Genomic DNA, 24,106 nt, shown 5'->3' on the forward strand with positions numbered 1-24,106 from the left:
CGCATGAATCGGATACATGTTGTTTATTTGCTGTTACGCTCAACCATTCGAATCCATATCCTTACTCCAAGCCATTGGCAAAAACGCATCATCGAGACTGACATTCAGATTGTGGGTAGAGTAATTCGAGAGTACTTTTAGGCTAGTTCCAACTATCACCTCTAGAACCGTCTCTTTCGTATAACCTGCTGCAAGAAACGCCTCAACTTCCTCTTCTGTAGCCCATCCACGTTTCTCATTGATAATGACACTGAATGCTCGGAGCGCTTCGAGTTTAGGGTCATCGAGTGTTTTACCGCTACGCAGAGCCTTGATTACATTTTCATCTACACCGGCCATTTTGCAAACTGCGGTATGCGCAGCCATGCAGTAGGTGCAACCGTTTAGGCGGCTGTTTGTCATCAGGATTATCTCTCGCTCCGTTTCGCTCAAGCGAGATTTATCGAATAATCCCATAAGTGTTAGGTAGCTCTCCACCATTACAGGTGATTCGGCCATGGTTGCCATTAGATTGGGTACAAATCCCATTTTCTTTTTAGCGGCTTCTAGAGTGGGCTTAGAGGCTTCTGGTGCTGTTTCAATTGTGTAACGTGTAAAATTGACCATGAGTCTTACCATATAAGTTGGGTTTTACGGTGCTCGATATCGATTTACATTGAGTGCTTCCACCTCTTTGGCGCTAGTCAGCGCTAAAGAGGTGGAGGTGTTTACATACTATGCAGTTGTAGACTGACTGAGCTTTTCAAGTACGGGAAATAAGTCGCTGGGTTCGGGGCGACGTGTATAGTCAGGATTCACCTCCGCATATGCGATTGTTCCATCGGTATCTATGACATATCTTGCAGGCATAGGTAAGTTCCACGCGCCGTCACGATGGATGGTCGGGAGTTCGACTTTGAACACCTTGTGGAACTCAATTACATAAGGTTGTAATGTCCAGCGGATACCAAACTCTTCAGCAAGCTTTCCACTTTGATCAGTCAGAATTGGGAAGCTTAGCTTGTTATCCCTCTGAGATTTGCGGCTTTCAGCGGGCCCTTGCATGGAAATAGCAACCAGGGTTGCGCCACGCGCTTTGATCTCTGCAGCAACTTCTTCTAACGCTTGCAGCTCAATATTGCAGTAAGGGCACCACACGCCTCGATAGAACGTTAGAATAACGGGCCCTTTGGCTAGGAGTTCTTCCAGGACAAGGTCGTTACCTTCTGAATCTGGCAATGTAAAGTATGGGACTTTCTCCCCTACTTTAATCGAACGTTCAACTTGGCCACTAGCAGCCAACTCCTTGGATGATCTGGCAAAGGCTTCAAATGCTCCTTCCGGGGCCTGTTGCTTAAATACTTCTTTGAAAGCATCTAGTTTGTCTTGAAGAGACATAACCTATTCCTCTAATGGTTTAAAGTTTGGAAGCGCGAGCTTTGGGTAAGCCTTCGATGTGACCTGGCTAATTCTCCAATTGGTCTCTATGCAGGTACTTACGCCAAACCACTATTGGGAAGATTAGTTGCTTTGATTTGCGCTATAAACATGCTATTTTGATACTCATTGTATCCATTAGGGACACAATCTGTGTTTCAACAAGCCCATTTGAACGAAATAGTTGTATTTATTGCCGTTGCCGAACATGGAAGCTTTACAAAAGCGGCGGCATCATTGAACTCAACCAAATCAGGCGCTGGTAAGGCAGTGAAGAAGCTTGAGGAGGAATTGGGTCTTAAGCTATTCAACAGAACCACACGAAGTATCAGGCTGACAGAAGAAGGCAAAATATTTCTAGATGCTGCAAAACATGCGTTAGAAACAATCAATGAGGCCAGGCTTTTGCTGCATGCCAGGAAGGATGAGCCTGCTGGACGATTGCGTATCAATTTGCCAATAGGCATAGGCCGAACTATTGTCAGTGCTTTGAAGGGGTTCACGCAGTTGCATCCCAAGGTTACGGTCGAGGTCTCTCTTTCAGACAGTCTAGAGGACGCTATTAGAGGTGAATGGGATGTCGTCGTGAGGATTGGTGAACTGGAAGATAGTTCTTTTATCGCAAAAAAAATATGTGAAACCAGACGTATCCTGTGCGCTTCACCTGAATATCTTTCACAAAAGGGTATGCCAAAGACTTTGGAAGATTTAAAGGAGCATGATTCTCTTGTTTTCCGTGCACCTACAGGAAAATTGAGAGGCTGGTTGTTCCAAGAAGATGGAGGCCCAATTACTGAATTTTCCCCCTCACCGCTAGCAATATTCAGAGACGGACGAACTCTGATTGATGCAGTGGTAGCCGGTATGGGAATAGCTCAGGTTTATGATAAAGCGCTTGGCTTTTCTGTTCAAAATAGTGAAGTTATTGAGTTATTCCCAGAGAAAGCAGTTCCAGGACCGCCTGTTAGCGCACTGATTCCCAGTGGTCGAGCGATGCCGGCAAAGACCAGAGTCTTTATCGAGTTTCTAAAAAAGGAACTGAGTTAAGCCCCGGATTACTGGGTGGACTAGGAGCAACCTAAATTCCAACTAGTGCTGTTTCTATTGTTCTTTACAGCCCAGCTCTCGATAGTTGGCGGTTCTTTACTGTTGCAAGGCTTCAAAGTTCGATATTACTCTCTGTAACATCCGATATTAATTAATGTATCTTTGAACCCAGGCTCCAATAACATTACCGACATATTCAGCATCTGATTTTTTCATAAGCAAATGATCGGCTTTGTCTAAAGAAATAAAACTTTTAGGATGGTTCGCAGCAGCGAATATTTTCGCCGCATGCTCAATTGAAACAGTGCTGTCTAGTGGTGAATGCATTACGAGCAGCGCTTTCCTTAATTCCTTAAGGTTAACCAAGACGTCTGCTTCATTTATATCATCAATGAACTGCTTCTTTAGCGTAAACTCTCGGCCAGCCAGAACCACTCTTGCCTGACCTGTTTTATTGATGCTATCGAGTTCATCTTTAAACATATGCTGGATGTGTTTAACATCACTTGGAGCAGCTATAGTAACAACAGCTTTAGCTGTCTTTATCATGCCAGCGGCTTTCAAAACGGCAGCACCTCCAAAACTATGCCCAATTAACAATTTTGGTGCCTCGAAGCGGTTTTCGATTTCATTGTAAGCACTAAGTAAATCTTCAACATTGGATGAAAAATTAGTATTGGAAAAATCTCCATCACTATTACCCAATCCGGTGAAGTCAAACCTTAATACTGATATGCCTTTACTGGTTAATGACTTACAAATATTGCTTGCTGCAATAATATCTTTTGAGCAAGTAAAACAATGTGCAAAAATTGCATAAGCCTTTGGGGTTCCAGCAGATTCCTCTAACTTGCCCTTTAATTCTACGCCATCACGATTTGGGAAGTTAAACTCCATGACGTTCTCCAATTTCAATTACTTATAGAATACTCTAATCTCAACAAGGAAAAACCCCTGTCTATCATAGAAAGGGGTATGTGAATATGTGATAGTCTTTTATATGTCAATTAATATAAGGTAGACCTGTATTTGCTTAGGCATCGATAGAATCTTCAGGCTTTATATAATCCATACTGGTTGTTCTAAGGCTGATCCTACCCATCAACAACGGACACACCACTAAGCGACTAGTTGTTCCTCAAACGCCTCAGGGCTGAGATAGCCATTGGCGCTGTGTAAGCGATTTCGATTGTAGTCTATCTCTATATACTCAAATACGGTCTCTCGCATGAGGCACCTTGTGGGAAAGCGGTTACCATGGATTGCTTCTACCTTAAGTGAGTGAAAGAATGTTTCTGCACAAGCGTTATCATAGCAATTACCTTTGGCGCTCATGCTGCACCGCAGACCATAAGCTGTAATCAAAGATTGATAATCTTTAGAGCAATACTGGCTTCCCCTGTCAGTATGCACGATAACATTCGTAGGTTTCTTACGTCGCCATAAAGCCATTTGAAGAGCGTCACAGACCAATGTAGCTGTCATCGTTTCTGACATCGCCCAACCAATAACTAGCCGACTATATAGGTCTATCACTACAGCCAGATATAACCAACCTTCTTCCGTTCTCAGGTAGGTTATATCCCCAGCCCATTTCTGATTCGGCCCTTCAGCATTGAAGTTCTGCTCGAGCAGATTTGGAGCTACTGGCAGACCATGTTTTGAATAGGTTGTGGCTTTATATCTCTTGGCGGCTTTAGCCCGTAGGCCCTGTCGACGCATGCTGGCAGCAATTGTTTTTTGATTATATTTACTCCCCTCACTGGCCAACTCCTTCGTCAGGCGAGGAGAGCCACTACGTTCTTTACTGGCTATAAAGCGCTGCTGTACCAAGCTATCGAGCTGCATTCGGTACTGCTGGTACCTGGATTGGCCGGCCGATCTTGACACCCAGTCGTAAAACCCACTGCGAGATACGTTCAATACCTTGGCCATCGCTTTTATGCTGAATTCATGCCTGTGCATTTGCATGAAGGCGTACCTCATTTCAGGCTCTTTGCAAAGTACGCTGCGGCCTTTTTTAAGATCGCCAGCTCCTCTGCCTGCTCAGCCAGCTGCCGCTTAAGGCGAGCATTCTCTGTGGCCAGCTCTCTCTCGGCATCCCCTCGGCTCTGATGTAACTTAGCCTTGCTTCGCCATCCGTAAATCTGAGAAGGATGTAACCCAAGCTGTTTAGCGGCAACGCTTACCCCAACTTTGAGCGCAAGTGCTAGGGCATCCTTTCTATACTCCTCTGAGTACTGTTTACGAGTGGTTTTGGTTGGTTTATTTGATCTTGTCATAGAGCACCTCTGCTGCGTAGTTTATCGCTTAAGAGAGTGTCCGTCGTTGGTGGGTAGGATCAGGCATTTACTTAATCCAGATTCAGGCCTGCGACAATATTGCTAGCTAGACAGTTATCTTTCACTCTTCATGGGCCTATCGATAAGCTCTATGAGAGATTGATATTTTACCTCGCTAGGCGGTACCTTTGAGAGTTGGGTTAGCATCTAAAGTCTGCGGCTTTGAGCCTTCAAAAACATGCAGAAACGTTGTCGGGTCTGGGCGTCTCCGATAATTGTCGGTCTCATCACCGAATATAACCGTACCATCTTCATCCAGTGCTATCACTGTGGCCATAACGGTATCCTTAGGGTACCCAGGCATTCCTGCAGGGGAACCGCCAATATCTTCAATGCCTAGAGCTTTAGCACCCATTAAGTTGTCATCTTGAAGAATTTCAAAATGACCAGGTAGGTCAAGCTTGTCGGCTAACTTCCTTGAGTTATCGTAGCCTTGGTTAGAGATAAACTTTACCTTCACATCATATTGCTTAAGTGTCTCAGCATACTTCTTCACTTCTTTTAACTGGTTCATACAAAATGGGCACCAGTTGGCTCTAAAGAACACTAATAGTGTTTTAGATTCGTCAAAAGAAGTGGAAGACACACCTGATTTATCTAATCGATTAAAATTCATTTCAGGAAGTTTTTGGCCTTTTGATATGGCCTTGCTCTTTCTGCGGTTGTAAACGGAGAATGACCAGACATACCAATGAAGGGATACGAAGCCCAGGGCAGCAGCTGCAATAGGAACGTACTGAGACAAGGACATTGGAGCCTGGTTCGAATAAGTTGAATAAGCAACCAGTGCAACTCCTAAAAAGTTAACGGCTTGAATAACTGGCAGCCTTTCTGATGTTCTTGAAATGCTGAACACATTTGTCAGAACCATCAAGAAAAATGGTAAAGGCAAGGTCGTTAAAAGTGCGCCGACCCAAACCGGATCGCCGCCAGACATATAGATCATGATGCCGGACCCTACTCCGCCAAGCATGTTTAATAGAATCATTGGTAAAATAAGTTTTGCTTTCATTTCAAGCTCCTGAAGCGTTGGGTTAATGTCCAAAACTTGCGATCTACCCTAGTACATCACATTGACTCAATAATTAGTTCAAATAGAGAAATAATGTTGCGAAAACGGATACAATGCTTTTGAGATGACTGATCCTACCCATCAACAACGGACACACCACTAAGCGACTAGTTGTTCCTCAAACGCCTCAGGGCTGAGATAGCCATTGGCGCTGTGTAAGCGATTTCGATTGTAGTCTATCTCTATATACTCAAATACGGTCTCTCGCATGAGGCACCTTGTGGGAAAGCGGTTACCATGGATTGCTTCTACCTTAAGTGAGTGAAAGAATGTTTCTGCACAAGCGTTATCATAGCAATTACCTTTGGCGCTCATGCTGCACCGCAGACCATAAGCTGTAATCAAAGATTGATAATCTTTAGAGCAATACTGGCTTCCCCTGTCAGTATGCACGATAACATTCGTAGGTTTCTTACGTCGCCATAAAGCCATTTGAAGAGCGTCACAGACCAATGTAGCTGTCATCGTTTCTGACATCGCCCAACCAATAACTAGCCGACTATATAGGTCTATCACTACAGCCAGATATAACCAACCTTCTTCCGTTCTCAGGTAGGTTATATCCCCAGCCCATTTCTGATTCGGCCCTTCAGCATTGAAGTTCTGCTCGAGCAGATTTGGAGCTACTGGCAGACCATGTTTTGAATAGGTTGTGGCTTTATATCTCTTGGCGGCTTTAGCCCGTAGGCCCTGTCGACGCATGCTGGCAGCAATTGTTTTTTGATTATATTTACTCCCCTCACTGGCCAACTCCTTCGTCAGGCGAGGAGAGCCACTACGTTCTTTACTGGCTATAAAGCGCTGCTGTACCAAGCTATCGAGCTGCATTCGGTACTGCTGGTACCTGGATTGGCCGGCCGATCTTGACACCCAGTCGTAAAACCCACTGCGAGATACGTTCAATACCTTGGCCATCGCTTTTATGCTGAATTCATGCCTGTGCATTTGCATGAAGGCGTACCTCATTTCAGGCTCTTTGCAAAGTACGCTGCGGCCTTTTTTAAGATCGCCAGCTCCTCTGCCTGCTCAGCCAGCTGCCGCTTAAGGCGAGCATTCTCTGTGGCCAGCTCTCTCTCGGCATCCCCTCGGCTCTGATGTAACTTAGCCTTGCTTCGCCATCCGTAAATCTGAGAAGGATGTAACCCAAGCTGTTTAGCGGCAACGCTTACCCCAACTTTGAGCGCAAGTGCTAGGGCATCCTTTCTATACTCCTCTGAGTACTGTTTACGAGTGGTTTTGGTTGGTTTATTTGATCTTGTCATAGAGCACCTCTGCTGCGTAGTTTATCGCTTAAGAGAGTGTCCGTCGTTGGTGGGTAGGATCATCGCAGCGTTGACAGGCCGAAGCGATTAGTTTTTGAAGTCCACGAGCATTGCAATCTTAATCTGCCAAACAGCACCGAGTCGCAAGAAAATGCATCTTTGGTTGAAGTTGCATTCAGGGGCTCTGAGCTTGGTACCATCGTTACTCTGACACATACGCTTCTCAACACTGACTACGCAAAACTGGCAAAAGTCAGTTGGCCTCAATCAATTCGTCAAATGGAAGCTGTACTTACCGAATCTTTCACGAGCTAGTGTTTTCTCTAATGGGCTGGATTAATGAGTTAATGTAAGTTTTCTTTGGATCAACAATATAATCCAGCTAGCGATAACAAATGGTGCGGTTAATACAATAATATCAGCGCTCATAAAAGCCATTGCGATTGGAACGGTTAATATGCTCCCTGCAAGTGGGGCTAGCCATCGCTTACGACCATTTGATAATGCAATAGCGCTCAAAGATGCATTGTAACCGAAGAGCCCGGCATGTAGTGGTCTAATCCTTCCGGACACTTCGTTAAGATGGTAAAACTACCTAGCGAGGTGAAGTATGACAACAAAAGGTACACGCCGGAAATTCAAGCCGGAGTTCAAGAAAGACGCCGTAGCTCTTGTCTCAGAACAAGGGTATTCGATTTCCAAGGCCGCAGAGGCTGTAGGAACCACTGCTAACAATCTGCGACGCTGGATAAAGGAGCTGGAGCAGGAAGAGAGCGGAGTAAGGTTGGATTCGGGCGAACGAGCTGAACTGGATCAACTGCGACGTGAAGTAAAGCAATTGCGGATGGAGAAGGAAATCCTAAAAAAGGCCAGCGCCTTCTTTGCGAAAGAAATGAAATAAAGTACGAATTTATTAAAAAGCAGCAAGGTAGCTTTCCAGTTAGAGTGCTCTGCCGAGTAATGCAAGTAAATAAGAGCAGCTATTACGAATGGTGTCGTCGTAGTGATAGCCCAGTAGATGGCCAGATTTGGCAACTATGCCATCGATTGAAGGCCTTATTTGCAGAATCTCGTGAGAGTCTCGGAAGCCGTCGGTTAATGAAGCTGTTGCGCAAAGAAGGCTTTGAAATTGGGCGTTATCGAGTCCGCAAACTCATGAAAAAGCTCGGCTTGGTAGTAAAACAGAAGAAGCGATTTACACTAACCACAAATAGCAAGCACCAACTGCCAGTTGCTGAGAATCTTCTAAATAGGGATTTCTCACCGAGTGCTAAAAATCAAGTTTGGACTACGGATATTACCTATATCTGGACTTTGCAGGGTTGGTTATACCTAGCAGTGGTAATTGATCTTTATTCACGCCGGATTGTTGGCTGGCACTTAGACCGCCAGATGGAGACGGCCCTGGCAAGTCGTGCACTGGTTATGGCTATCAATTTGCGCACCCCAACAAAAGGTCTGCTGCATCACTCTGATCGAGGTAGCCAGTATGCCAGCCATAGCTACCAAGCGCTACTAAAGCAGCATGGAATGGTGTGCTCAATGAGCCGCAAGGGAAATTGTTGGGACAATGCACCTACTGAGCGTTTTTTTAGTAGCCTGAAGCGGGAATGGTTAACAGGAAACCTCTATCCGACAAGGGAGGGTGCGATAACAGACGTGAGGGCCTATATTGCGTATTACAATTCACGCAGGATACATACAACACTGGGGGACGTAACCCCTATCGAATTTGAAAAATGTGCTTAGGAAAGTGTCCGGTTGGAGTTGACCACAACAGCAAGAATTAAAGTGGGTGATAATGCCAGGAACATGGCCAGTGATGTGGCCAGCATTCCACCAATAATACTCCAAAACGCATGAGATTTATTCGAGATAAAAATCCCAATTAAAAAACAAATACCTGTAATGGCATTGTTCTGAAAGATGATTTGACCAATACCTTCGAATATCCCCCAGGTTGAGGTGTTTTCGTTAACGATTGCTGCAGTTGGCGCTAGATCTAGTGCTGGAGCCAATATCCATATAGCCCATATCACCAGAATGTAGGGTGCAGTATAAGGCGGAAGGACAAAGTTAAGCAGCATAAAGCGCATGATCAAGACTGTTAAAGCACTTCCACCGACAATCAATAAAACAGTCATTAAAGATGGAGCATATAATAAGAATATGACTACACCGATCAAAGCTCCATTGTACCCAAATAGTCCATCCTCAATTTGTTTTACGGGATAATTAAGAATATTTGCACAGGCAGTTGAGGTGATAACCCCAATTGCGACTCCTATAGCCATGGCAATAGAGTTAACTGTTACTCCGAGTATGAATAGAAAGCCACTCAAGGCGTTTCTTTGCAGGGTGACCTGGCTAATTCCTCTGAAGAGACTGACAAGACAATTTCTGAGTTTTGTAGTTATTGGCTTTGTCATAGTATCTCTATTACAGCCTTAATTCGAATTAGTTAGTGTGGCTGCCAGATTTTGAGCCAAGTGAAACTAGAATATATTCTGTATGAGATTAGCAAAGGGATTATCCATTATCTTTCTTAACCTGAACAAGTTGTAATAGTCCCTGCCCACTCACTTGTTCACGGTCATAAATATACTATTAACTTTAGGTCATCCAGGATAAGCCATGGGCAATACACAGTTACCAGGTAAGCTGATTTTTTTCGATATATTGTAGTGCTACTTAGTTGACTGTCACGTTCTGACCAGAGCCCCGTAGCCTGCTTTAGCTTATTAGATTTTCTTTAACCTGTGATTGAATGTGCTTCCCCAAAAACCATCTACAATTCAACACACCACTTAAGCGCCGTGGGTAGTACTTTAAGCTCTTCCGGTGTATATGGTTAAACGATACTTTCGGTAGTGAGGTAGCAAGCATGTTTAACAACGTAGGTTGGATTATCGAGGGAAAGATAAGAAAGGGACATGAAGCGGAGTTCAAAGCTGTTGTGAATGAGATGGTCGCAGCAACTAAGAAAGAAGGTGGAACCCTGAACTACCAGTATTACGTAACCGATGATGGAAACGTGCTTATCTATGAGCATTTCAAGGATTCCAAATCCGCTCATAAGCATATTGACTCGTGGGACAACTTTGCCGATCGTTGGATAGCAGCTGCTGAACCGACTCGCTTAGTCCACCTGGGAGATATGCCACAAGATCTTCGGGAGCGTCACTCAGGCCTGCAATCAATTCTGTACCACCCTTACGCTGGATTTGAACGTTCAGGCGGTAAGGCTCACTAACCCTTAAGGGAAGAAAGTAAAGGTGTAAGACTTTCACCAGTTGAGCAGATAACTACATGTTTCAAGACAGCTGGTGAAGGCTTGGTAACTTTTCATTTAGAAAAAGTTACTCCGGCAGTTTCATGGAATCCCATATTTTTCAGCCAATCGATCGATTTCTGCTTGTGATCTGGAATTATCTGGACACTTCGCACCAAACCATGGGTTTAGGTCACTATCTGTATTTACAGCGGGTAGCTCTTTAACATCAAAACAGCGGTCTCCAACTTGAACAAAGGTCCCTGTCGAGGTCTGGTATCTGTTTTCTGTAGGCTGATATCGACGGACTTTGTTGCGTTCCCTGGCTATTTTTCTCTCAAGAGCGGGATTGAATACAGTCGGTTGTCGCCCTGACCTTGGCGCAGTTGGGAAACCCTCGGAATGGGGCCTTGCCTCTAATGCTCCTTCCAATTTGGGTGGTGGCTCTTCTATTTTGGCTGGCCTCACCTTATTCAAACTATCAGGTATTGGCGGGCTAGTAACGGTTACTGCATCTGTCGAAGCGGTATCCTGCTCTGATACTACGCTCGGTTCTTCAGCAGTTGGCGGAGACGTAGAAGGCAGAGGAGTAAATGGGGCCAGTAATTTGACTTCTAGCGACGTGTTGGTCCTGGGAGTTGGACCTGGAGCGATTGATACTGGAACAACTATCAGTGCTATATGGGTTCCAATAGCAATAAGTACTGAGACTGCAAAGCGCCAATTTTGGGTGGTTTTGATGTTGGAGAGTGAAGGTGTCGTCGTATTAAAATCCATCTACTTCGTAGACCATATCTCAATAGACCTGGCCAAAATCCTTTTCCGAAAAACTCTGTGATTAGTGCGATAACAGGTAGGACTCCCACAGATCTTATAAGTTCTTTGGAGGCTCCAACTTCACCTGGTTGTTACTTTATGACAGTGAGGCCATCACCCTTCTCCATCTCGATGCCTAGCCTTCTTCGCTCCTGAATACACAGAGAGTCGGCCTAGGAGTTCCTAGTCGAACAAATCCTCGTAGCCTTACTGTAAGAATTTGCACTCCAGTACGACCAAGATGGGTATCTAAACAGATTGTCTTCAAATAGGGGCTTATACCCTGCCACTAAGGATATGGATCGTATGAAATTTATCCGCTTAGCTCTTCGCACCTTGATCGCCGCTACATTAGCTTTTTCTATGTCATTCGCTCTAGCATCAGAGCCATTTTCCGAAGAACGATTCAAGGAGTTACAAGCCGCCAAACGACCCACTTTGATCGATGTGAGAGCAGATTGGTGCCCAACCTGTAAAAAGCAGGGCGAGATTCTGGCGCAGTTTCAGAGGGACAATGCCCAGTGTGGCCTTACGATCCTGAATGTGGATTTCGACTCCCAGAAAAAGTGGGTTAAGCACTTCCGCGCTCCTCGGCAATCAACGCTACTACTGTTTAATGGGGAGCAACAGGTGTGGTTCAGTGTTGCCGAAACTCGTGCCGATGTAATTCAGCAGAATATCTTCGATTCAGTTAAGGCTTGCACTGACAATGCTTGAGCTTAGCGCCATCCCCCTGGCTTTGATCGCGGGCACTCTCAGTATTCTCTCCCCCTGCGTTTGGCCGTTGGTGCCAATGGTTGTTGGTGCTTCTAATAGCGCCGGGCGTTGGGGGCCGTACGCGTTGGCGATTGGGCTGAGCTTGTCATTTGCATTGGCAGGTACTGTGCTGAGCTTTCTATTGGTCTCCTTAGGATTAGACCCAGAACTCTTCCGCTATATTGCCGCGATAATGTTAGTGGCGGTTGCACTAGTCTTGTTGATCAAACCACTTTCCGATTGGCTGACCTTGCGCTTATCAAAAATCACCGCAGGGGCGAGCATTACCGGTGATGGAGCTTGGGCTGGGCAGTTTGGTATTGGCTTCCTTACCGGAATCATCTGGCTGCCATGTGTTGGCCCTACCCTGGGTGCCGCTATAGCACTGGCTTCCACGGGCCAGCAATTGGGGCAGTCATTTATGGTGATGTTTGCTTTCGGACTAGGTACCGGTGCAGCACTTTTAGTGGCTGGGGGGTTATCGAGGCAGATTTATACTCGACTGTCACCATCAGTTGGGGCTTTCGCGATTGGAGGCAAAACAGTACTAGGTCTTATACTATTACTGCTCGGGGTACTGGTCTTGAGTGGGCTTGATAAGGTAATGGAAGCCTGGGCTTTGAATTGGATTCCCGAGTGGACTTTCAGTTTTTGATGGTCTTTTAGTGGCAAGCCAAGCCATATTGGTTTTTATGGGCCGGGTATTCTTATTCGGCCTTCTTAACTTGGAATCACAAAATTAGCCTTACGACTCAATAGGTACTCGCTCCCTTCATCGGCGTGAATGCGCACTTTTCATATTGGAGGATTTACGGTGGTAGAAATCGAGTGCCTATGGGAGTGCAATGATGGATTGGGTGAGACACCGATTTGGTCAGCGGAAGACAAGTCTATTTATTGGGCTGATCACGTTAACCCCGAACCTGATCCCACTGATGCCCGGCCTCCATCCATAAGAAGTTTCAATATCGAAACAGGCGAACGCAAGACCTGGGAGATGCCTGAACAAATAGGCTCCTTTGGCTTCCGCCGTGGAGGCGGAATGATCGGAGGTGGATGCTCCGGTTTCTTTGCGATCGACTTGGAAAACAGGCGTGTCGATACAATCGTTAATCCTGAACCCGGTAGGCCCCACAGTCGTTTGAATGATGGCAAAGTGGACCGCTATGGACGTTTCTGGTGCGGTAGTATGGATGTGCGTTTTAAAGACAAATCTTCCTATCTCTATTGTTTGGAGCCCGATTTAACTTACCGAAAGGCCGATAAGGATTTTCGCTTTGTTGTAGCCAACGGCATTGCTTTTGACCCTGAAGATACGCGAATGTATTTCGGGGATACCTTTGGACATATGGTTTACGTATTCGATCTGGATATCAGTGACGGCCGGATTAGCAACCGGCGCCCTTTCTTTTCCATAGAAGACCGACAACCAGGAATTGTCGACGGTGCAACGGTAGATTCGGAGGGGTTTTACTGGTTTGCGTTGAATCTTGGAGGCAAAATCTTGCGAGTAGATCCCAAAGGAAGGCTTGATAGAGAGATCGATCTGCCGATTCGCAGCCCTACCTGCATCGCTTTTGGCGGTAATAATTATGAGACACTGTTTGTCACATCTCAGCAGTCATTCCTCACTAAAGAGGAACTGGCTCGACATCCTCAACCGGGCTGTATCTTAGCCGTTCACGGGCTTGGAATTCAGGGGCTTCCTGAGCCAAAGTTCGGCAGTTAATCTGCTGTTGAATGCAACTCTTCAAACAGGCATCCCGAATCTTGCGTTCTGTCGGGCTAGAATCTTTGTGTGTGATAAATCTGAATCGCCAATTGGACAAGAGAGGTGTCAGTTGCGTATCCCTGCCATCCCACCAGAAGAACTCAGCGAGGAACAGAAACCCCTTTACGAAGATATGAGTAATGAGATGAAGGGGTATTTCACAGGTTTCATCAAGAAGCGCAAGGATGGCGCTTTACTGGGGCCCTGGGCACCAGCACTGCAATATCCCAGGTTTGGAAAGCCCTGGTGGGACAATATCAAGGCTATTGCAGACAAACCCACGCTTCCTAAGACCGCTCGGGAAGTTGCGATTCTAATCACCGCAGCTCATTTTAAAGCGGGTTATGAGCTGTACTCCCATACGGTTATTGGTGAGAAAAGTGAGTTGGCAAGGAGCAAAATTGCCACTATCGCAGCGGGCCAGCGTCCGATAGACCTAACTTTTGAGGAAACCGCTGCTTATGATGTCGCCGCATCACTTGCAGCTGGAGGCCGCCTGCCAAAGGCTACTTGGGAGATGGCCGTGAGTGCTTTCGGTAACGAGGGTGCCGCCGAACTGGTCTTTCTCGTGGCTGGCTATCATCAGGTCTCTGCCATTTTAAATGGTTTTGATATTTCCATACCTGGCGACGGGAGTTAGGGAGCGTCTCGGTTCGGGAGGGGGCAAGAATGTTCTGGATTTATCCAGCCCAACGACACACTCATCCTATATGTAAGTTGTGAAAAAAAGTAGCGTCCTCTGAATGCTTGAAAGTAAATACCACTCTCTTCGAGAGTAATTGAGTGGAAGGTAAAGTGTGTAGTTGGGATAGGTTGCAGCGCCCTATTCCAGTGCTGTACTGATTCTATAAAGTTTACGAGATGGCATTCGCCATCTCGCAGGAAATAGCCCGTTATTGGGCGGCAACAGCTTGGGGTATATCTGCAGGCTGCTTTAACTGGGATACCTGTCTATAGATATATCTGCTCGAATAGAGGCAAATGACACCCATTACCAGGGCGCCCAGGTCAGTGAAGACTACTGGCAAAGTGACGGACTTCCAGGGGACCAGCAGACCATTTCCAGTTACCAGCGCATTCAGCAGCGGGATGCCGCACAGCAGCAAGCCTGCACAAAGTGAGAGATCTGCTAACGCAGGTTTTATCTGGCGGCTCAACATCGCCCAGGCTATGGCCACTCCCCATACAGATAGATACACCATTTCAATCCAGTGAAAGCGCTGATCGCCACCACTACCGGGAGGTAACAGCTTATTGGCATAGAAAGTGGCCGCGGTGGCGACAACCAAACCGGCACAAACCCCTACCGTGAGCAAACTGAGGAACCAGCCGGAACCTCGGGTATTAATATCACCAGAGGGGAGCTTTTGCCTCTGTGCCTTGCGAACCTGCCAGATAACGGTGCCCGTTACCATCATCAAACACAATGCCAATCCCAACACAAAGTACAGGGCTTTTATCAGGAAGCCACCATAGAGTGCGTAGTGAAGCGGAGTCAGAGAAAAATATACCCGCATAAACGGACCTGAATCCTGCACTGGGTTATTGATGTTAACTACTTCGCCATCTTCACTGCGGTATTTGACATCTACAAAGCGCGCCAGCGCCTCGTTTGTTTGGCCCGAGACTTGGACAACCTGATTGCGATCCCCGTAGGCCTCCACATAAATGGCTTTGGGTTTCGCATTAGGCACTTGGTCCTGGTAGCGCAGCAGCATTTGGTTATAGCTATTGGACAGCAAAGGCTCGCCAGTTATCTCAGGATGTTCCCCCACTACCGAGGCGACTGCTGCTTCCACATTACCTTCAAAAGCAGAAAATGCAGCAACCTGGATCATAATGCCATTCAAGCCAAGTATTGCGCCGGTAAAAGCAATCACTATATGAAATGGTAGCGGCCAGACCCCTAATACTTTGTGCAGGTCTGTCCATTTGAGCCGCCTGCTGCGATCCAAACGGAATTTAAACATCTCTTTAAAGATTTTCTTGTGAATGATGATGCCACTTAATATGGAGAGCAGCATCACCAAGCCCATCAGTCCAACCAGGTAGCGTCCAAAAGGCCTGGGAAACAGTAGATCAGTGTGCATATACGTCAATAGCTCAGCGAAATCAGAGCCGCTGGGCGGCAGCACTTCACCGGTATTGGGGTTTATATGGCGTACCTCGGTTTCCTCGCTTTCAGCATCAGTCCAGAGCACTTCCAGCATAGGGTGGTAGTAGTCTGGCATTGAGATCATAAAAAAGCTGTCCTCACCGATATTTGCCTCGGCGAGCACCGGAGCGACCAGTTGATCTACATCCAAAGGCGCTTCAGTATCGAAGGCAATACGATACTCGGGGCGTTCCCATTGGGTCAGCTCGTGGCCAAATAGTGCGACCACGCCGGAAAAGGAAATTACGAATAGCAGAATAGAAAATAACACCCCAATCCAGGAGTGAATTTCGTAAAAAAGGATATTGCTACGCTGTTGCATTTAAGTTGGCTAGACCGAAAATTATAAAAAAAAAAAAGAGCGCTTAGTCCGAGCATGACCAGCAACAGGGACAATAGGTATGCCGCTGCGCGCCAAGTTGAGGCGGCGAGTAACCCCATACTCATATACCCGACCCATAAAAGTGTCGATAACATAGATCCCGCTGCCATCCGTTCTGTTGGCTCGGCGGACGGCCAGTAAATCGACAACATCACCGTGCTGGAAAACATCAAGATAATGCTCAGCACAATGGTCAGGGCGACCTGTTGCCAACTGATTTTTATTGAAGCAGCCATAGAGTTATCCGATAGTCAGAAGAGCCTGCTCTAATACCAACAAGCCCACTACTGACAGCGGAAAATGGCGAAGCAGCCAATTAGGTTTGATTGGGGCGAGCAGTGCTTGTAATAAAGCACAGAACATCGCGACACAAAGCCAGATGGGTATCCCTACCTCCCAACCATATAGGAATCCATAAGGAATTGAACTCACCGGAAGCACCCACCAGGCAATTCTTTGTAAGCGCTTAAAACTACTGAGCTGTAGATCTTTATGTCTGGTTACAAAAATAAGTAGTACAGCCAAATAAGTAAGTAGGAAAGCCACCAGGTTAGACATTGAAGTTTTCCAGCCTTCTTTGCTTAGAGGTCGCGGATTTCTTGAACATCGCCTTATTCTTTACAGAAATGGAGTTTCGTAGTTGCAAATATTGCCTTCAATACTGGGAGGCTTTGTATTTAGCGATCTACCGGGTTTAAATTTAAGCCATAAATAATAATCATTATCAGTTGCAGTCTATCTTAAGACATATGTTTGTTCAATTGGCTTGAAAATGCAGACAGACTGGAAGGTAGCAAGGAAGAAGTGCTAAGTTCTTTTACCTTTCTTCCATATCTTATCGTTCTTATCATGTGGATTATTGACTTCGAAGCCAGTGGCTTATCCAAGCAGAGTTACCCTATAGAAGTTGGCCTCTGCTCTTAAACAGTGGAATTCCAGGCGCTAATAAAACCAGTGCCACACTGGTCTTATTGGTCCGATGGTGCTGAATCAATACATAACATTTCCCGATCAAAGCTGGAATCCGAGGGTATAGATCCAACTACAGTGGCTTATAGCCTAAACAGGATTCTTTCAGGTCAGATGGTCTATTGCGATGCCCTGCACTGGGACAATTTTTGGTGCAATGCCCTTTTTTCTGATACTGGTATTCATCAGGAGTTTGAACTCAGGGATATTCAGGAGCTAATAGGTGGCTCTGATAATCACCTAAGAACATTCATTAATGAGCGCGAAAAGCTGGAGGACTCTGACAAATTCACAGTTCATCGAGCGCTGGATGATGCAAAAATAATCAGGAAGGCACTAAAAGTAGCATTAGCAGGCTGATATGAGTGAGTAGCTTTAGAGCTAAGTAAAACGGTCGTCCACCTTAGACTAACTAACAGAGAGCCGTAATTAGGGAGCCTCTGAGTAACTCCGTGATACCTCTGGCATGCAGAGCGGTTCACAATCAAGGCGCGGCTTCGCAGGTATGTCTAGACCTTTCAAGAAATCGCAACGCGGAGTGTGAATCGCTCTGCAAGCCCCGAAGGGCGGGTCTTGAAGGCCACAGCTGCTGCGTTGCAGCTCTTGCAAAGGGCTACGGCCATTCGCGGCGAGCTGCGCCTAACATCTGCAGCCTTCAAGACCCGCAGAGGCATTACGGAGTTACTCAGAGGCTCCTTAGATCTATTACTTCTGCACCTTGTGGAGGCACTAACTTTTTGCCGCAATAAAAACACCACTTGCTATAAGCAAAGCCCCAGAGCCGTATTTTAGAGCCGGGGTCTTTCCTGATTGACTGATTGTTGACCGTGCCTTGCAGGCAAGGTACGCATAACCTGCCATCACACTGCCTACAGCTAGCGTTGCAAGTGCAAATATAATTGTAATGTCCAAAGAAGCAACGCGAGTTAGATCGAGGAAGGCTGGAAAGAAGCTTACGTAGAAAAGAATAGCTTTCGGATTACCCAGCGTGGTGACTATGCCCAGTAGAAAACTTGAAAAGCTGCTATGGGAGTGGCTTGTTGCAATTTGGTTTTGGTTGACTTGTCTTTTCTTTGCTGAGAGAAAGAGATTCGCTCCCAGCCAGATAAGATAGGCTGCTCCAGCATATTTAATAACGATGAATAAGCTCCCCAAGGTTTCGGCTAGCGTTGCTAAGCCAAGCAGAGCTAACAAAATAAAGAAATAATCACCAACAACAATTCCCATTACTGTAATTAATCCCTGGCGCAAGCCGAGTGTCACTGAGCGGGAAACAACAGCTAATACTCCCGGCCCAGGTATCAGTGCTAGAACTAGCATTGAAATGAACAGAGCTAAGGATGTAGAGATTGTCATGAGGTACTCAGTGATAGTTAGAGCTTTTATGCATTGATTCTATATGCTCAAAAACTGTACGTAAATTGTGCTTTTGAGGCTTCTGGCTAGCAAATCCTTGGCAACTGCTCCCCTGGTAAACGCCGCAATAGCCGATCACATCCCAAATTGTTTTTTAAAATAACCTGGGAGCTATTTCCTCCCCCAACAGTACCAATAGCCGCAAAGCTGCTATCTACAGTTGCTTTTCGAAGAATGGAAAGTGCCAACTTAACATCGGCTTCGGGGACAAAAGCCACAAAACGCCCCTCATTCGCTACATAGAGTGGGTCTAGCCCCAGTAACTCACAAGCGCCCTGCACGGCATCACAAACAGGTATCTTGCTCTCCTCCAAGGCGAAGGTCCGCCCGCAGTTTTCCGCTAGCTCCACCAATGCGGTGGCTAGCCCACCTCGTGTGAGATCTCGCAGACAATGAACTTCAATTTCGGCATTGATCATTTGTGCAACTACACCATTCAGTGGCGCACAATCGCTGAGGAGATCACTTTCAAACTCGAGTCCTTCGCGGCAGGCCATTACCGCCATTCCGTGGCGGCCAATATCGCCGGATAGAATAATAGAATCACCCTGGCAAATGCGGTTGGGATCAATGGGTTGTTCTCTTATCAGGGTACCGATGCCACTGGTATTGATATAGAGCCCATCCCCCTTCCCTTTCTCTACCACTTTGGTATCGCCGGTGACTAAGGTAATTCCTGAGCTCCGGGCAGCCTCAGCCATCGAGATCAGAACCCGTTGGAGAGTTTCCATGGACAACCCCTCTTCGAGAATCAAGCCGCAGCTTAGAAACTTGGGTTCCGCGCCTGCCATGGCCAAATCGTTGACGGTGCCATAAACGGCGAGCTCACCGATGTTTCCTCCGGGAAAGAAAAGCGGTGAGATTACAAAGGAGTCGGTGGTAAATACGAGCTGATCCGGTTTCCATGGAAGTGTTGCACTGTCATGGGCCTGGGATAGCCAGGGGTTAGAGAAGACAGGTTGAATATATTGATCGATCAAGCGTTGGGTCATCTCCCCACCGCTGCCATGGCCGAGGCGTACGACCTCGTCAGCGGTTGGTGGAATTGGACACTGCAGATTCATTCGATTCCACCTGGTTCTGGTATCGATAGTAGGCCGCGCAAGCGCCTTCAGTGGAAACCATTGGCGCCCCCAGCGGTTGCTGGGGTTGGCAGGTCTTAGCGAAGTGAGGACAGTCCCCGGGCTTTTTTAGCCCCAGCATAATATCCCCACTGATACAGCCCCTGTTTTCAGAAATGCTCAATGCTGGCAGATTGAATGTTTGTTCTGCATTGAATCCTGAGTAATCGTCGCTCAGTACCAGACCGCTAGCGGGAATCTCACCTATGCCGCGCCACTGCTGTGTTGCTACTTTAAAAACCTCTTTAATCAAGTCTTGGGCAACGGTATTACCTGTTTTAGTAACCGCGCGCTGATATTGGTTTTCTACTTCACAGCGACCACTCTCTAATTGACGGACACACCGGAGTACGCCTTCAAGAATATCCAGGGGTTCAAATCCTGTAATCACTATTGGAATCTGGTGTTTTTTCACCAAACGGCGGTATTGACGATATCCGGTTATTGCACAGACGTGACCCGCAGCAAGGAAACCTTGAATCCGGCAGTCTTCACGGGCACATATCGATTGAATTGCCGGTGTAACCAAAAACTGGGATATCAATGCGTAAAAGTTGTCGATTTGCTTTTGCTTGGCGAGGGACAGCGCCAGGGCATTGGCGGTAGCAGTCGTTTCAAAACCCACCGCAAAGAATACGACCTGCTTGGTAGGGTTCTGCTCTGCCATATTGAGCGCTTGCAGCGGCGAGTAGACAATACGGACATCGCCTCCGGCAGCTTTGACTTCTAGTAAATCTCGATCTGAACCGGGGACTCGCAACATATCGCCAAAGGAGCAGAAGATAACATTGGGCACTGCAGCAATCGCAATAGCTCTGTCGATAATTTCCTGAGGAGTAACACAAACCGGGCAACCGGGCCCGTGTACCAATTGAATCTCCTCGGGCAGTAATTGCAGCAAGTTGTATTTCGCGATGGCATGGGTTTGCCCTCCACAGATCTCCATTAGAGTCCATGGGCGAGTGGTGACTTTCTGAATCTCTGCCGCAATCAGCTTGATGTTCTCGCCGTTGCGATATTCCTTGAGGTATTTCATTACAGGCTGACTCAACCCAATGTTTTGAGGTACTCGAAAACCTTATTTGCTTCTTCTTCTCTCAACTTGCTGATCGCGACTCCAGCATGAACGATCACGTAGTCTCCTACTTCAGCCTCGGGTACCAATGATAAATTTACAGCTTTACTGATACCGCCGAAGGAGATTTTTCCAGTGCGCTCCATGGCTGATTGTTGCTCTATTAATTCGATTCTTCCGGGAACTCCCAGGCACACTAGGAACTCTCCTCTCCCAATGATTGCCCAGCAGCATCCATACATTGGGCGTAGTGGATCTGGCCCAGCGATATTCCGCCATCATTTGGGGGGACCTCGCTGTGGCTGTGAACGGAAAAGCCCTGACTTTCCAGAAGCGCAGTGACGGTTTCGGTAAGCCGCTTATTCTGGAAAACACCGCCGGACAGAAAGATATTCTTTTCACCTTGTTGCGTTGCTACTGCCAGCGCCATCTGCGCGAGTGTGTTGTGAAATGCAGCGGCCCTTTGTGGCAGTGATCGGTTTTCATCGTAGATCAAAGCACTAATACAGGGTGTCCAGTCCAATTCCAGTAGGTTCCCTTTTTGAACAAGGCTAAAGGGGTAGCTTTCTTTAGAGCTGACGCCACGGGCACACTGTTCTAGAGCCATGGCTGCCTGCCCTTCAAAGCTGGTATGCGTAGTCAGTCCCAGGAGTGCGGATACCGCATCGAAAAGGCGGCCGACAGAGCTACACGGTGGACTGTTAATCTCACCTTTTAACATGGTGACCAGGTTTTGACGCTCGCCACGGGTGAAACAGCGCTTTAATTGTCGATTCTCCAGGGCGACAAACCCGGAGATTTCATACAAAAGTCCGGCCGCAGAGCGCCTGGGCTCGCGTACGGCCTTTTCACCGCCCGGCAGTGGGAATGTGCGAAAGCTGGCGATGTGTTTGACTGGAGACCGTCCATTCCAGTGAAAGAATTCTCCACCGCGAACAATGCCACTGCGGTCGTAACCAGTTCCATCCCAGCAGATTCCCAGTGCAGGTCCCGAGTGAGCGTGTTCTGCCATGCAGGAGAATAGATGGGCAATATGGTGCTGAACGCCAATACGCACAGCTCTTTGCTTCATAGCCCAGCGGTGAGAGGTATAGCCTGGATGGAGGTCGTGGATTAATTTTTTCGGGCGGCACTGCTGTAGTTTGGTGAGATCGCCAATAGTTTGGTTGAAGTGCTTCAGGGTATTGGCACTACCTAAGTCGCCAATATGCTGGCTGGGATATGCCCACCCGGCGTGAGACAGTGCAACTGTGTTTTTCAGGTCCGCCCCCAGGGCCAGGAAGCTCTCTCGTTCACCTTCGCCCTTTGTGCCTGGTACAGGCAAGGTGATGGGAAGTGGCGCGTAGCCCCGGGCTCGACGCAACATCAGCGGACGGTTATTGACCACCCTGAGTACAGAGTCATCCAGCGGGCGCAAAATTCGGCGATTGTGAACCAGGAAGTAGTCAGCGATTTTACCCAAGCGCTCAAACGCCTCATCATTTTCTGTACAAATAGGCTCTTCTGCGAGATTACCGCTAGTAGCGACAAGAGGGGCTCGATACTTTTGCGCGAGCAAGTAATGTAAAGGTGATGCAGGCAGCATCACCCCCAAGTCGGCAAGATTTGGAGCGACCAGCGGATGTATCCTAGAGTGACTGTCATCCTTCGCTTCCAATAGAACAATCGGTCTTTCTCGGGTTGATAGTAGCTGCGCCTCTTGCTCCGAGACGCAGCAATCCTGGCAGACACTTTTCAGCTCGTCATATAGAAGCGCGAACGGCTTATGCGGACGTTGTTTGCGCTGGCGCAAGTTGGCGAGCGCCTTACCATTGGAGGCGTCGGCTAACAGTTGAAAGCCGCCTACCCCTTTAAGGGCAATAATTTTCCCCTGGGCAAGGGCATCAAGGGCTTTGGATAGTGCCCGACTCATCTTCGCAATTGTAACGCCGGCAGTATTACAGAAAAGCAATTGAGGGCCGCACTGTGGGCAGGCATTGGGTTCCGCATGAAAGCGCCGATTGAGGGGGTCCCGGTACTCCCCCGAGCACTTTCCGCACAGGGGGAAGTGGTGCATGGAGGTGTTGACACGATCGTAGGGCAGTTTGTAAATGATGCTGTAGCGGGGGCCGCAAAGAGTACAGCTGATAAACGGGTAGTCGTAGCGGCGATTGTTAGGATCTGACAATTCCCTGAGGCAATCATCACAGGGAGCCAGGTCTGGTAAAACGATGGTTGAACTACTGGCATCACGGACACTGGGTAAGATTCGAAAGCCGTATTCCGCCTGCAGGGCCACCGGGTAGGATTCAATGTGAGTGATGCGACTGTAGGGCGGCTTCTCTGAAGATAACTTATCGATAAACTTTTCGATTTCCCGGCTTTTGCCTTGGACTTCAATTCTCAAGCCGCCGCTGTAGTTGGCCACCCAACCTTTTAATTGAAAGCTATCGGCCAAGCGATAGACAAAGGGCCGGAATCCTACTCCCTGCACCAATCCGGCGATTTCAATCCGGCGGCGTTCAGTGGCCATCAATCTCCTCAAACTTTAAGCTCTCCAGGATTACATCCTGGGCTTCCTTGTGATTAATATCCTTAAGCTCATCAATTTCCAGCTTAATCCCCTCGAGAGAAGTCCCGAGTATCTCCCTGTCAAAATGCTCCCTCAGATGCGCTGCAGACATATGCGCCAGGGCACCCAAGCGCAAGCGAACGCCGATCGGCCTGCCGGGTTCATCAGAGGCCAGTTCCTGGATTTTATCGATCAGGTTTTTGATGAGATTCTGTTCGTGCATAGTGGTCTCCGCTGTATAGCGTTAGGTGCGCGATAATCATTTGCTCTGCTCGATGGGCTGCACTGGCCACTTTGGGTGATAAGCCCTGTCCTTTTGCCAGACTTTCTGAGTTGATCGCAAAAACATCCAGATGTGCCGGCAGCGAATCAATATGTTTTCCCATGATCAGCGCTTCGGTCAGTCCAAATCCATGGCTTGATGTATTGCACATCGATGGAGCAAATGCGTTGCCTAGACCATCAATGGCGACGACTTCCCCGATAGGGTGCTGATCGCTTACCATGGCGTCTACAAGGCAAACCCATCGACCTTTCCATTGCGAGAGCAAATGTAAAATATCGCCACCGCTTTCGAGGTATTCCACCACCCCTCCAAGTTTTTGGCGAAGTCGAGCGATGATATGTGGCCCTACTCCATCATCACCGCGCAGGGGGTTCCCCAGGCTCACCAGTAACCATGGA

At 47.3% G+C, this 24,106-nt stretch carries 26 protein-coding genes and 1 pseudogene; 10 read left to right on the plus strand and 17 right to left on the minus strand.

What is annotated here, in order from left to right:
* Positions 1 to 39 precede the first annotated feature (39 nt).
* Together ACJJIW_RS17220 and ACJJIW_RS17225 are read right to left on the minus strand one after the other, a co-directional pair.
* Positions 40 to 606, minus strand: coding sequence for a carboxymuconolactone decarboxylase family protein (locus ACJJIW_RS17220; RefSeq protein ID WP_282932840.1), 567 nt, complete (start codon positions 604 to 606; stop codon positions 40 to 42).
* 108 nt (positions 607 to 714) lie between these two features.
* Complete coding sequence (locus ACJJIW_RS17225) at positions 715 to 1,377, minus strand: peroxiredoxin-like family protein (RefSeq protein ID WP_444935864.1); 663 nt, start codon at positions 1,375 to 1,377, stop codon at positions 715 to 717.
* A 192-nt stretch (positions 1,378 to 1,569) separates the two neighbouring features.
* On the opposite strand from ACJJIW_RS17225, the gene ACJJIW_RS17230 reads away from it, so the two are divergent.
* Positions 1,570 to 2,463 carry a LysR family transcriptional regulator gene (locus ACJJIW_RS17230; RefSeq protein WP_444935865.1) on the plus strand — a complete coding sequence of 298 codons (894 nt, stop codon included), beginning with the start codon at positions 1,570 to 1,572 and terminating at the stop codon, positions 2,461 to 2,463.
* Between the two features lie 147 nt (positions 2,464 to 2,610).
* Here the strand turns inward: ACJJIW_RS17230 and ACJJIW_RS17235 are convergent, their stop codons facing one another.
* From ACJJIW_RS17235 to ACJJIW_RS17250, 4 genes are all read right to left on the minus strand, one after another.
* The gene (locus tag ACJJIW_RS17235) at positions 2,611 to 3,360 is read right to left on the minus strand and encodes an alpha/beta hydrolase family protein (protein WP_444935866.1); all 750 of its coding nucleotides are present in this window, start codon (positions 3,358 to 3,360) and stop codon (positions 2,611 to 2,613) included.
* A 222-nt stretch (positions 3,361 to 3,582) separates the two neighbouring features.
* Positions 3,583 to 4,745, minus strand: a protein-coding gene (locus ACJJIW_RS17240) for an IS3 family transposase (RefSeq protein WP_282932943.1) whose coding sequence is annotated in 2 segments (ribosomal slippage) — positions 3,583 to 4,487 and positions 4,487 to 4,745 — 1,164 coding nt in all. Because the reading frame shifts where the segments join, the coding sequence is not laid out codon by codon here.
* 175 nt (positions 4,746 to 4,920) lie between these two features.
* Positions 4,921 to 5,817: a peroxiredoxin family protein gene (locus tag ACJJIW_RS17245; RefSeq protein WP_444893919.1), complete on the minus strand. Its 897-nt coding sequence runs from the start codon at positions 5,815 to 5,817 to the stop codon at positions 4,921 to 4,923.
* 159 nt (positions 5,818 to 5,976) lie between these two features.
* A protein-coding gene (locus ACJJIW_RS17250; protein WP_282932943.1) for an IS3 family transposase occupies positions 5,977 to 7,139 on the minus strand; the annotation gives its coding sequence in 2 pieces (ribosomal slippage) (positions 5,977 to 6,881 and positions 6,881 to 7,139; 1,164 coding nt in all).
* Between the two features lie 78 nt (positions 7,140 to 7,217).
* Between ACJJIW_RS17250 and ACJJIW_RS17255 the strand changes: the two are divergent.
* Positions 7,218 to 7,454 (plus strand): annotated as a pseudogene (locus ACJJIW_RS17255) (SRPBCC family protein); the annotation flags it as partial.
* A 21-nt stretch (positions 7,455 to 7,475) separates the two neighbouring features.
* Here ACJJIW_RS17255 and ACJJIW_RS17260 read toward each other — a convergent pair.
* Positions 7,476 to 7,712: an urea transporter gene (locus ACJJIW_RS17260; protein WP_444935867.1), complete on the minus strand. Its 237-nt coding sequence runs from the start codon at positions 7,710 to 7,712 to the stop codon at positions 7,476 to 7,478.
* A gap of 37 nt (positions 7,713 to 7,749) precedes the next feature.
* On the opposite strand from ACJJIW_RS17260, the gene ACJJIW_RS17265 reads away from it, so the two are divergent.
* A protein-coding gene (locus ACJJIW_RS17265) for an IS3 family transposase (RefSeq protein WP_444935868.1) occupies positions 7,750 to 8,888 on the plus strand; the annotation gives its coding sequence in 2 pieces (ribosomal slippage) (positions 7,750 to 7,999 and positions 7,999 to 8,888; 1,140 coding nt in all).
* Here the strand turns inward: ACJJIW_RS17265 and ACJJIW_RS17270 are convergent.
* Positions 8,885 to 9,568 (minus strand): urea transporter, encoded by a 684-nt coding sequence (locus ACJJIW_RS17270; RefSeq protein WP_444935869.1) that lies wholly within the window; start codon positions 9,566 to 9,568, stop codon positions 8,885 to 8,887. The genes ACJJIW_RS17265 and ACJJIW_RS17270 overlap by 4 nt on opposite strands.
* A 455-nt stretch (positions 9,569 to 10,023) precedes the next feature.
* Here ACJJIW_RS17270 and ACJJIW_RS17275 point away from each other — a divergent pair, with 455 nt between their 5' ends.
* From ACJJIW_RS17275 to ACJJIW_RS17300, 6 genes are all read left to right on the plus strand, one after another.
* Positions 10,024 to 10,392 (plus strand): putative quinol monooxygenase, encoded by a 369-nt coding sequence (locus ACJJIW_RS17275; RefSeq protein ID WP_444908268.1) that lies wholly within the window; start codon positions 10,024 to 10,026, stop codon positions 10,390 to 10,392.
* A 367-nt stretch (positions 10,393 to 10,759) separates the two neighbouring features.
* On the plus strand, positions 10,760 to 11,248 hold the full coding sequence (locus ACJJIW_RS17280; RefSeq protein WP_444935870.1) for a hypothetical protein: 489 nt from the start codon (positions 10,760 to 10,762) through the stop codon (positions 11,246 to 11,248).
* 284 nt (positions 11,249 to 11,532) lie between these two features.
* Positions 11,533 to 11,943 (plus strand): thioredoxin family protein, encoded by a 411-nt coding sequence (locus tag ACJJIW_RS17285; RefSeq protein ID WP_444935871.1) that lies wholly within the window; start codon positions 11,533 to 11,535, stop codon positions 11,941 to 11,943.
* Positions 11,936 to 12,637 (plus strand): cytochrome c biogenesis CcdA family protein, encoded by a 702-nt coding sequence (locus tag ACJJIW_RS17290; RefSeq protein WP_444935872.1) that lies wholly within the window; start codon positions 11,936 to 11,938, stop codon positions 12,635 to 12,637. The genes ACJJIW_RS17285 and ACJJIW_RS17290 overlap by 8 nt, the downstream gene beginning before the upstream one ends.
* 129 nt (positions 12,638 to 12,766) lie before the next feature.
* A complete protein-coding gene (locus ACJJIW_RS17295; protein ID WP_444935873.1) occupies positions 12,767 to 13,711 on the plus strand; it encodes an SMP-30/gluconolactonase/LRE family protein in 945 nt (314 codons plus the stop codon).
* 112 nt (positions 13,712 to 13,823) lie between these two features.
* Positions 13,824 to 14,393, plus strand: a complete 570-nt coding sequence (locus ACJJIW_RS17300; protein ID WP_444935874.1) for a carboxymuconolactone decarboxylase family protein — start codon at positions 13,824 to 13,826, stop codon at positions 14,391 to 14,393.
* A gap of 253 nt (positions 14,394 to 14,646) precedes the next feature.
* Here the strand turns inward: ACJJIW_RS17300 and ACJJIW_RS17305 are convergent, their stop codons facing one another.
* Together ACJJIW_RS17305 and ACJJIW_RS17310 are read right to left on the minus strand one after the other, a co-directional pair.
* Positions 14,647 to 16,230, minus strand: a complete 1,584-nt coding sequence (locus ACJJIW_RS17305) for a PepSY-associated TM helix domain-containing protein (RefSeq protein ID WP_444935875.1) — start codon at positions 16,228 to 16,230, stop codon at positions 14,647 to 14,649.
* A gap of 300 nt (positions 16,231 to 16,530) precedes the next feature.
* A complete protein-coding gene (locus tag ACJJIW_RS17310) occupies positions 16,531 to 16,848 on the minus strand; it encodes a hypothetical protein (RefSeq protein ID WP_413661967.1) in 318 nt (105 codons plus the stop codon).
* 396 nt (positions 16,849 to 17,244) lie between these two features.
* Here ACJJIW_RS17310 and ACJJIW_RS17315 point away from each other — a divergent pair, with 396 nt between their 5' ends.
* Complete coding sequence (locus ACJJIW_RS17315; protein WP_444935876.1) at positions 17,245 to 17,619, plus strand: hypothetical protein; 375 nt, start codon at positions 17,245 to 17,247, stop codon at positions 17,617 to 17,619.
* A 369-nt stretch (positions 17,620 to 17,988) separates the two neighbouring features.
* On the opposite strand, the gene ACJJIW_RS17320 is transcribed toward ACJJIW_RS17315, so the two are convergent.
* The 7 genes from ACJJIW_RS17320 to ACJJIW_RS17350 all read right to left on the minus strand — a co-directional run bounded on the left by ACJJIW_RS17320 (position 17,989) and on the right by ACJJIW_RS17350 (position 24,093).
* Positions 17,989 to 18,615, minus strand: a complete 627-nt coding sequence (locus ACJJIW_RS17320) for a LysE family translocator (RefSeq protein WP_444935877.1) — start codon at positions 18,613 to 18,615, stop codon at positions 17,989 to 17,991.
* A gap of 86 nt (positions 18,616 to 18,701) precedes the next feature.
* Positions 18,702 to 19,739, minus strand: coding sequence for a hydrogenase expression/formation protein HypE (hypE, locus tag ACJJIW_RS17325; protein ID WP_444935878.1), 1,038 nt, complete (start codon positions 19,737 to 19,739; stop codon positions 18,702 to 18,704).
* The gene (gene hypD / locus ACJJIW_RS17330; RefSeq protein ID WP_444935879.1) at positions 19,705 to 20,832 is read right to left on the minus strand and encodes a hydrogenase formation protein HypD; all 1,128 of its coding nucleotides are present in this window, start codon (positions 20,830 to 20,832) and stop codon (positions 19,705 to 19,707) included. Before hypD ends, hypE begins: the two co-directional genes overlap by 35 nt.
* Positions 20,833 to 20,843: 11 nt before the next feature.
* Positions 20,844 to 21,068, minus strand: a complete 225-nt coding sequence (locus tag ACJJIW_RS17335) for a HypC/HybG/HupF family hydrogenase formation chaperone (RefSeq protein WP_282932832.1) — start codon at positions 21,066 to 21,068, stop codon at positions 20,844 to 20,846.
* Positions 21,068 to 23,383: a carbamoyltransferase HypF gene (hypF, locus tag ACJJIW_RS17340; RefSeq protein WP_444935880.1), complete on the minus strand. Its 2,316-nt coding sequence runs from the start codon at positions 23,381 to 23,383 to the stop codon at positions 21,068 to 21,070. Before hypF ends, ACJJIW_RS17335 begins: the two co-directional genes overlap by 1 nt.
* Positions 23,373 to 23,645 carry a hydrogenase/urease maturation nickel metallochaperone HypA gene (locus tag ACJJIW_RS17345; RefSeq protein WP_444935881.1) on the minus strand — a complete coding sequence of 91 codons (273 nt, stop codon included), beginning with the start codon at positions 23,643 to 23,645 and terminating at the stop codon, positions 23,373 to 23,375. Before ACJJIW_RS17345 ends, hypF begins: the two co-directional genes overlap by 11 nt.
* The gene (locus ACJJIW_RS17350; RefSeq protein ID WP_444935882.1) at positions 23,608 to 24,093 is read right to left on the minus strand and encodes a hydrogenase maturation protease; all 486 of its coding nucleotides are present in this window, start codon (positions 24,091 to 24,093) and stop codon (positions 23,608 to 23,610) included. Before ACJJIW_RS17350 ends, ACJJIW_RS17345 begins: the two co-directional genes overlap by 38 nt.
* Positions 24,094 to 24,106 lie beyond the last annotated feature (13 nt).

The sequence above is a fragment of the Microbulbifer maximicatervae (SeqCode) genome (genome assembly GCF_052467815.1).

Excerpts from the sequence above, each read along its gene's own strand:
- ACJJIW_RS17220 (WP_282932840.1), bottom strand. The coding sequence starts at position 606 with ATGGTCAATTTTACACGTTACACAATTGAAACAGCACCAGAAGCCTCT.
- hypF (WP_444935880.1), bottom strand. The coding sequence starts at position 23,383 with ATGGCCACTGAACGCCGCCGGATTGAAATCGCCGGATTGGTGCAGGGA.
- ACJJIW_RS17295 (WP_444935873.1), top strand. The coding sequence starts at position 12,767 with ATGCGCACTTTTCATATTGGAGGATTTACGGTGGTAGAAATCGAGTGC.
- ACJJIW_RS17235 (WP_444935866.1), bottom strand. The coding sequence starts at position 3,360 with ATGGAGTTTAACTTCCCAAATCGTGATGGCGTAGAATTAAAGGGCAAG.
- hypD (WP_444935879.1), bottom strand. The coding sequence starts at position 20,832 with ATGAAATACCTCAAGGAATATCGCAACGGCGAGAACATCAAGCTGATT.
- ACJJIW_RS17305 (WP_444935875.1), bottom strand. The coding sequence starts at position 16,230 with ATGCAACAGCGTAGCAATATCCTTTTTTACGAAATTCACTCCTGGATT.
- ACJJIW_RS17270 (WP_444935869.1), bottom strand. The coding sequence starts at position 9,568 with ATGACAAAGCCAATAACTACAAAACTCAGAAATTGTCTTGTCAGTCTC.
- ACJJIW_RS17345 (WP_444935881.1), bottom strand. The coding sequence starts at position 23,645 with ATGCACGAACAGAATCTCATCAAAAACCTGATCGATAAAATCCAGGAA.
- ACJJIW_RS17290 (WP_444935872.1), top strand. The coding sequence starts at position 11,936 with ATGCTTGAGCTTAGCGCCATCCCCCTGGCTTTGATCGCGGGCACTCTC.
- ACJJIW_RS17285 (WP_444935871.1), top strand. The coding sequence starts at position 11,533 with ATGAAATTTATCCGCTTAGCTCTTCGCACCTTGATCGCCGCTACATTA.
- ACJJIW_RS17310 (WP_413661967.1), bottom strand. The coding sequence starts at position 16,848 with ATGTCTAACCTGGTGGCTTTCCTACTTACTTATTTGGCTGTACTACTT.
- ACJJIW_RS17275 (WP_444908268.1), top strand. The coding sequence starts at position 10,024 with ATGTTTAACAACGTAGGTTGGATTATCGAGGGAAAGATAAGAAAGGGA.
- ACJJIW_RS17245 (WP_444893919.1), bottom strand. The coding sequence starts at position 5,817 with ATGAAAGCAAAACTTATTTTACCAATGATTCTATTAAACATGCTTGGC.
- ACJJIW_RS17320 (WP_444935877.1), bottom strand. The coding sequence starts at position 18,615 with ATGACAATCTCTACATCCTTAGCTCTGTTCATTTCAATGCTAGTTCTA.
- hypE (WP_444935878.1), bottom strand. The coding sequence starts at position 19,739 with ATGAATCTGCAGTGTCCAATTCCACCAACCGCTGACGAGGTCGTACGC.
- ACJJIW_RS17225 (WP_444935864.1), bottom strand. The coding sequence starts at position 1,377 with ATGTCTCTTCAAGACAAACTAGATGCTTTCAAAGAAGTATTTAAGCAA.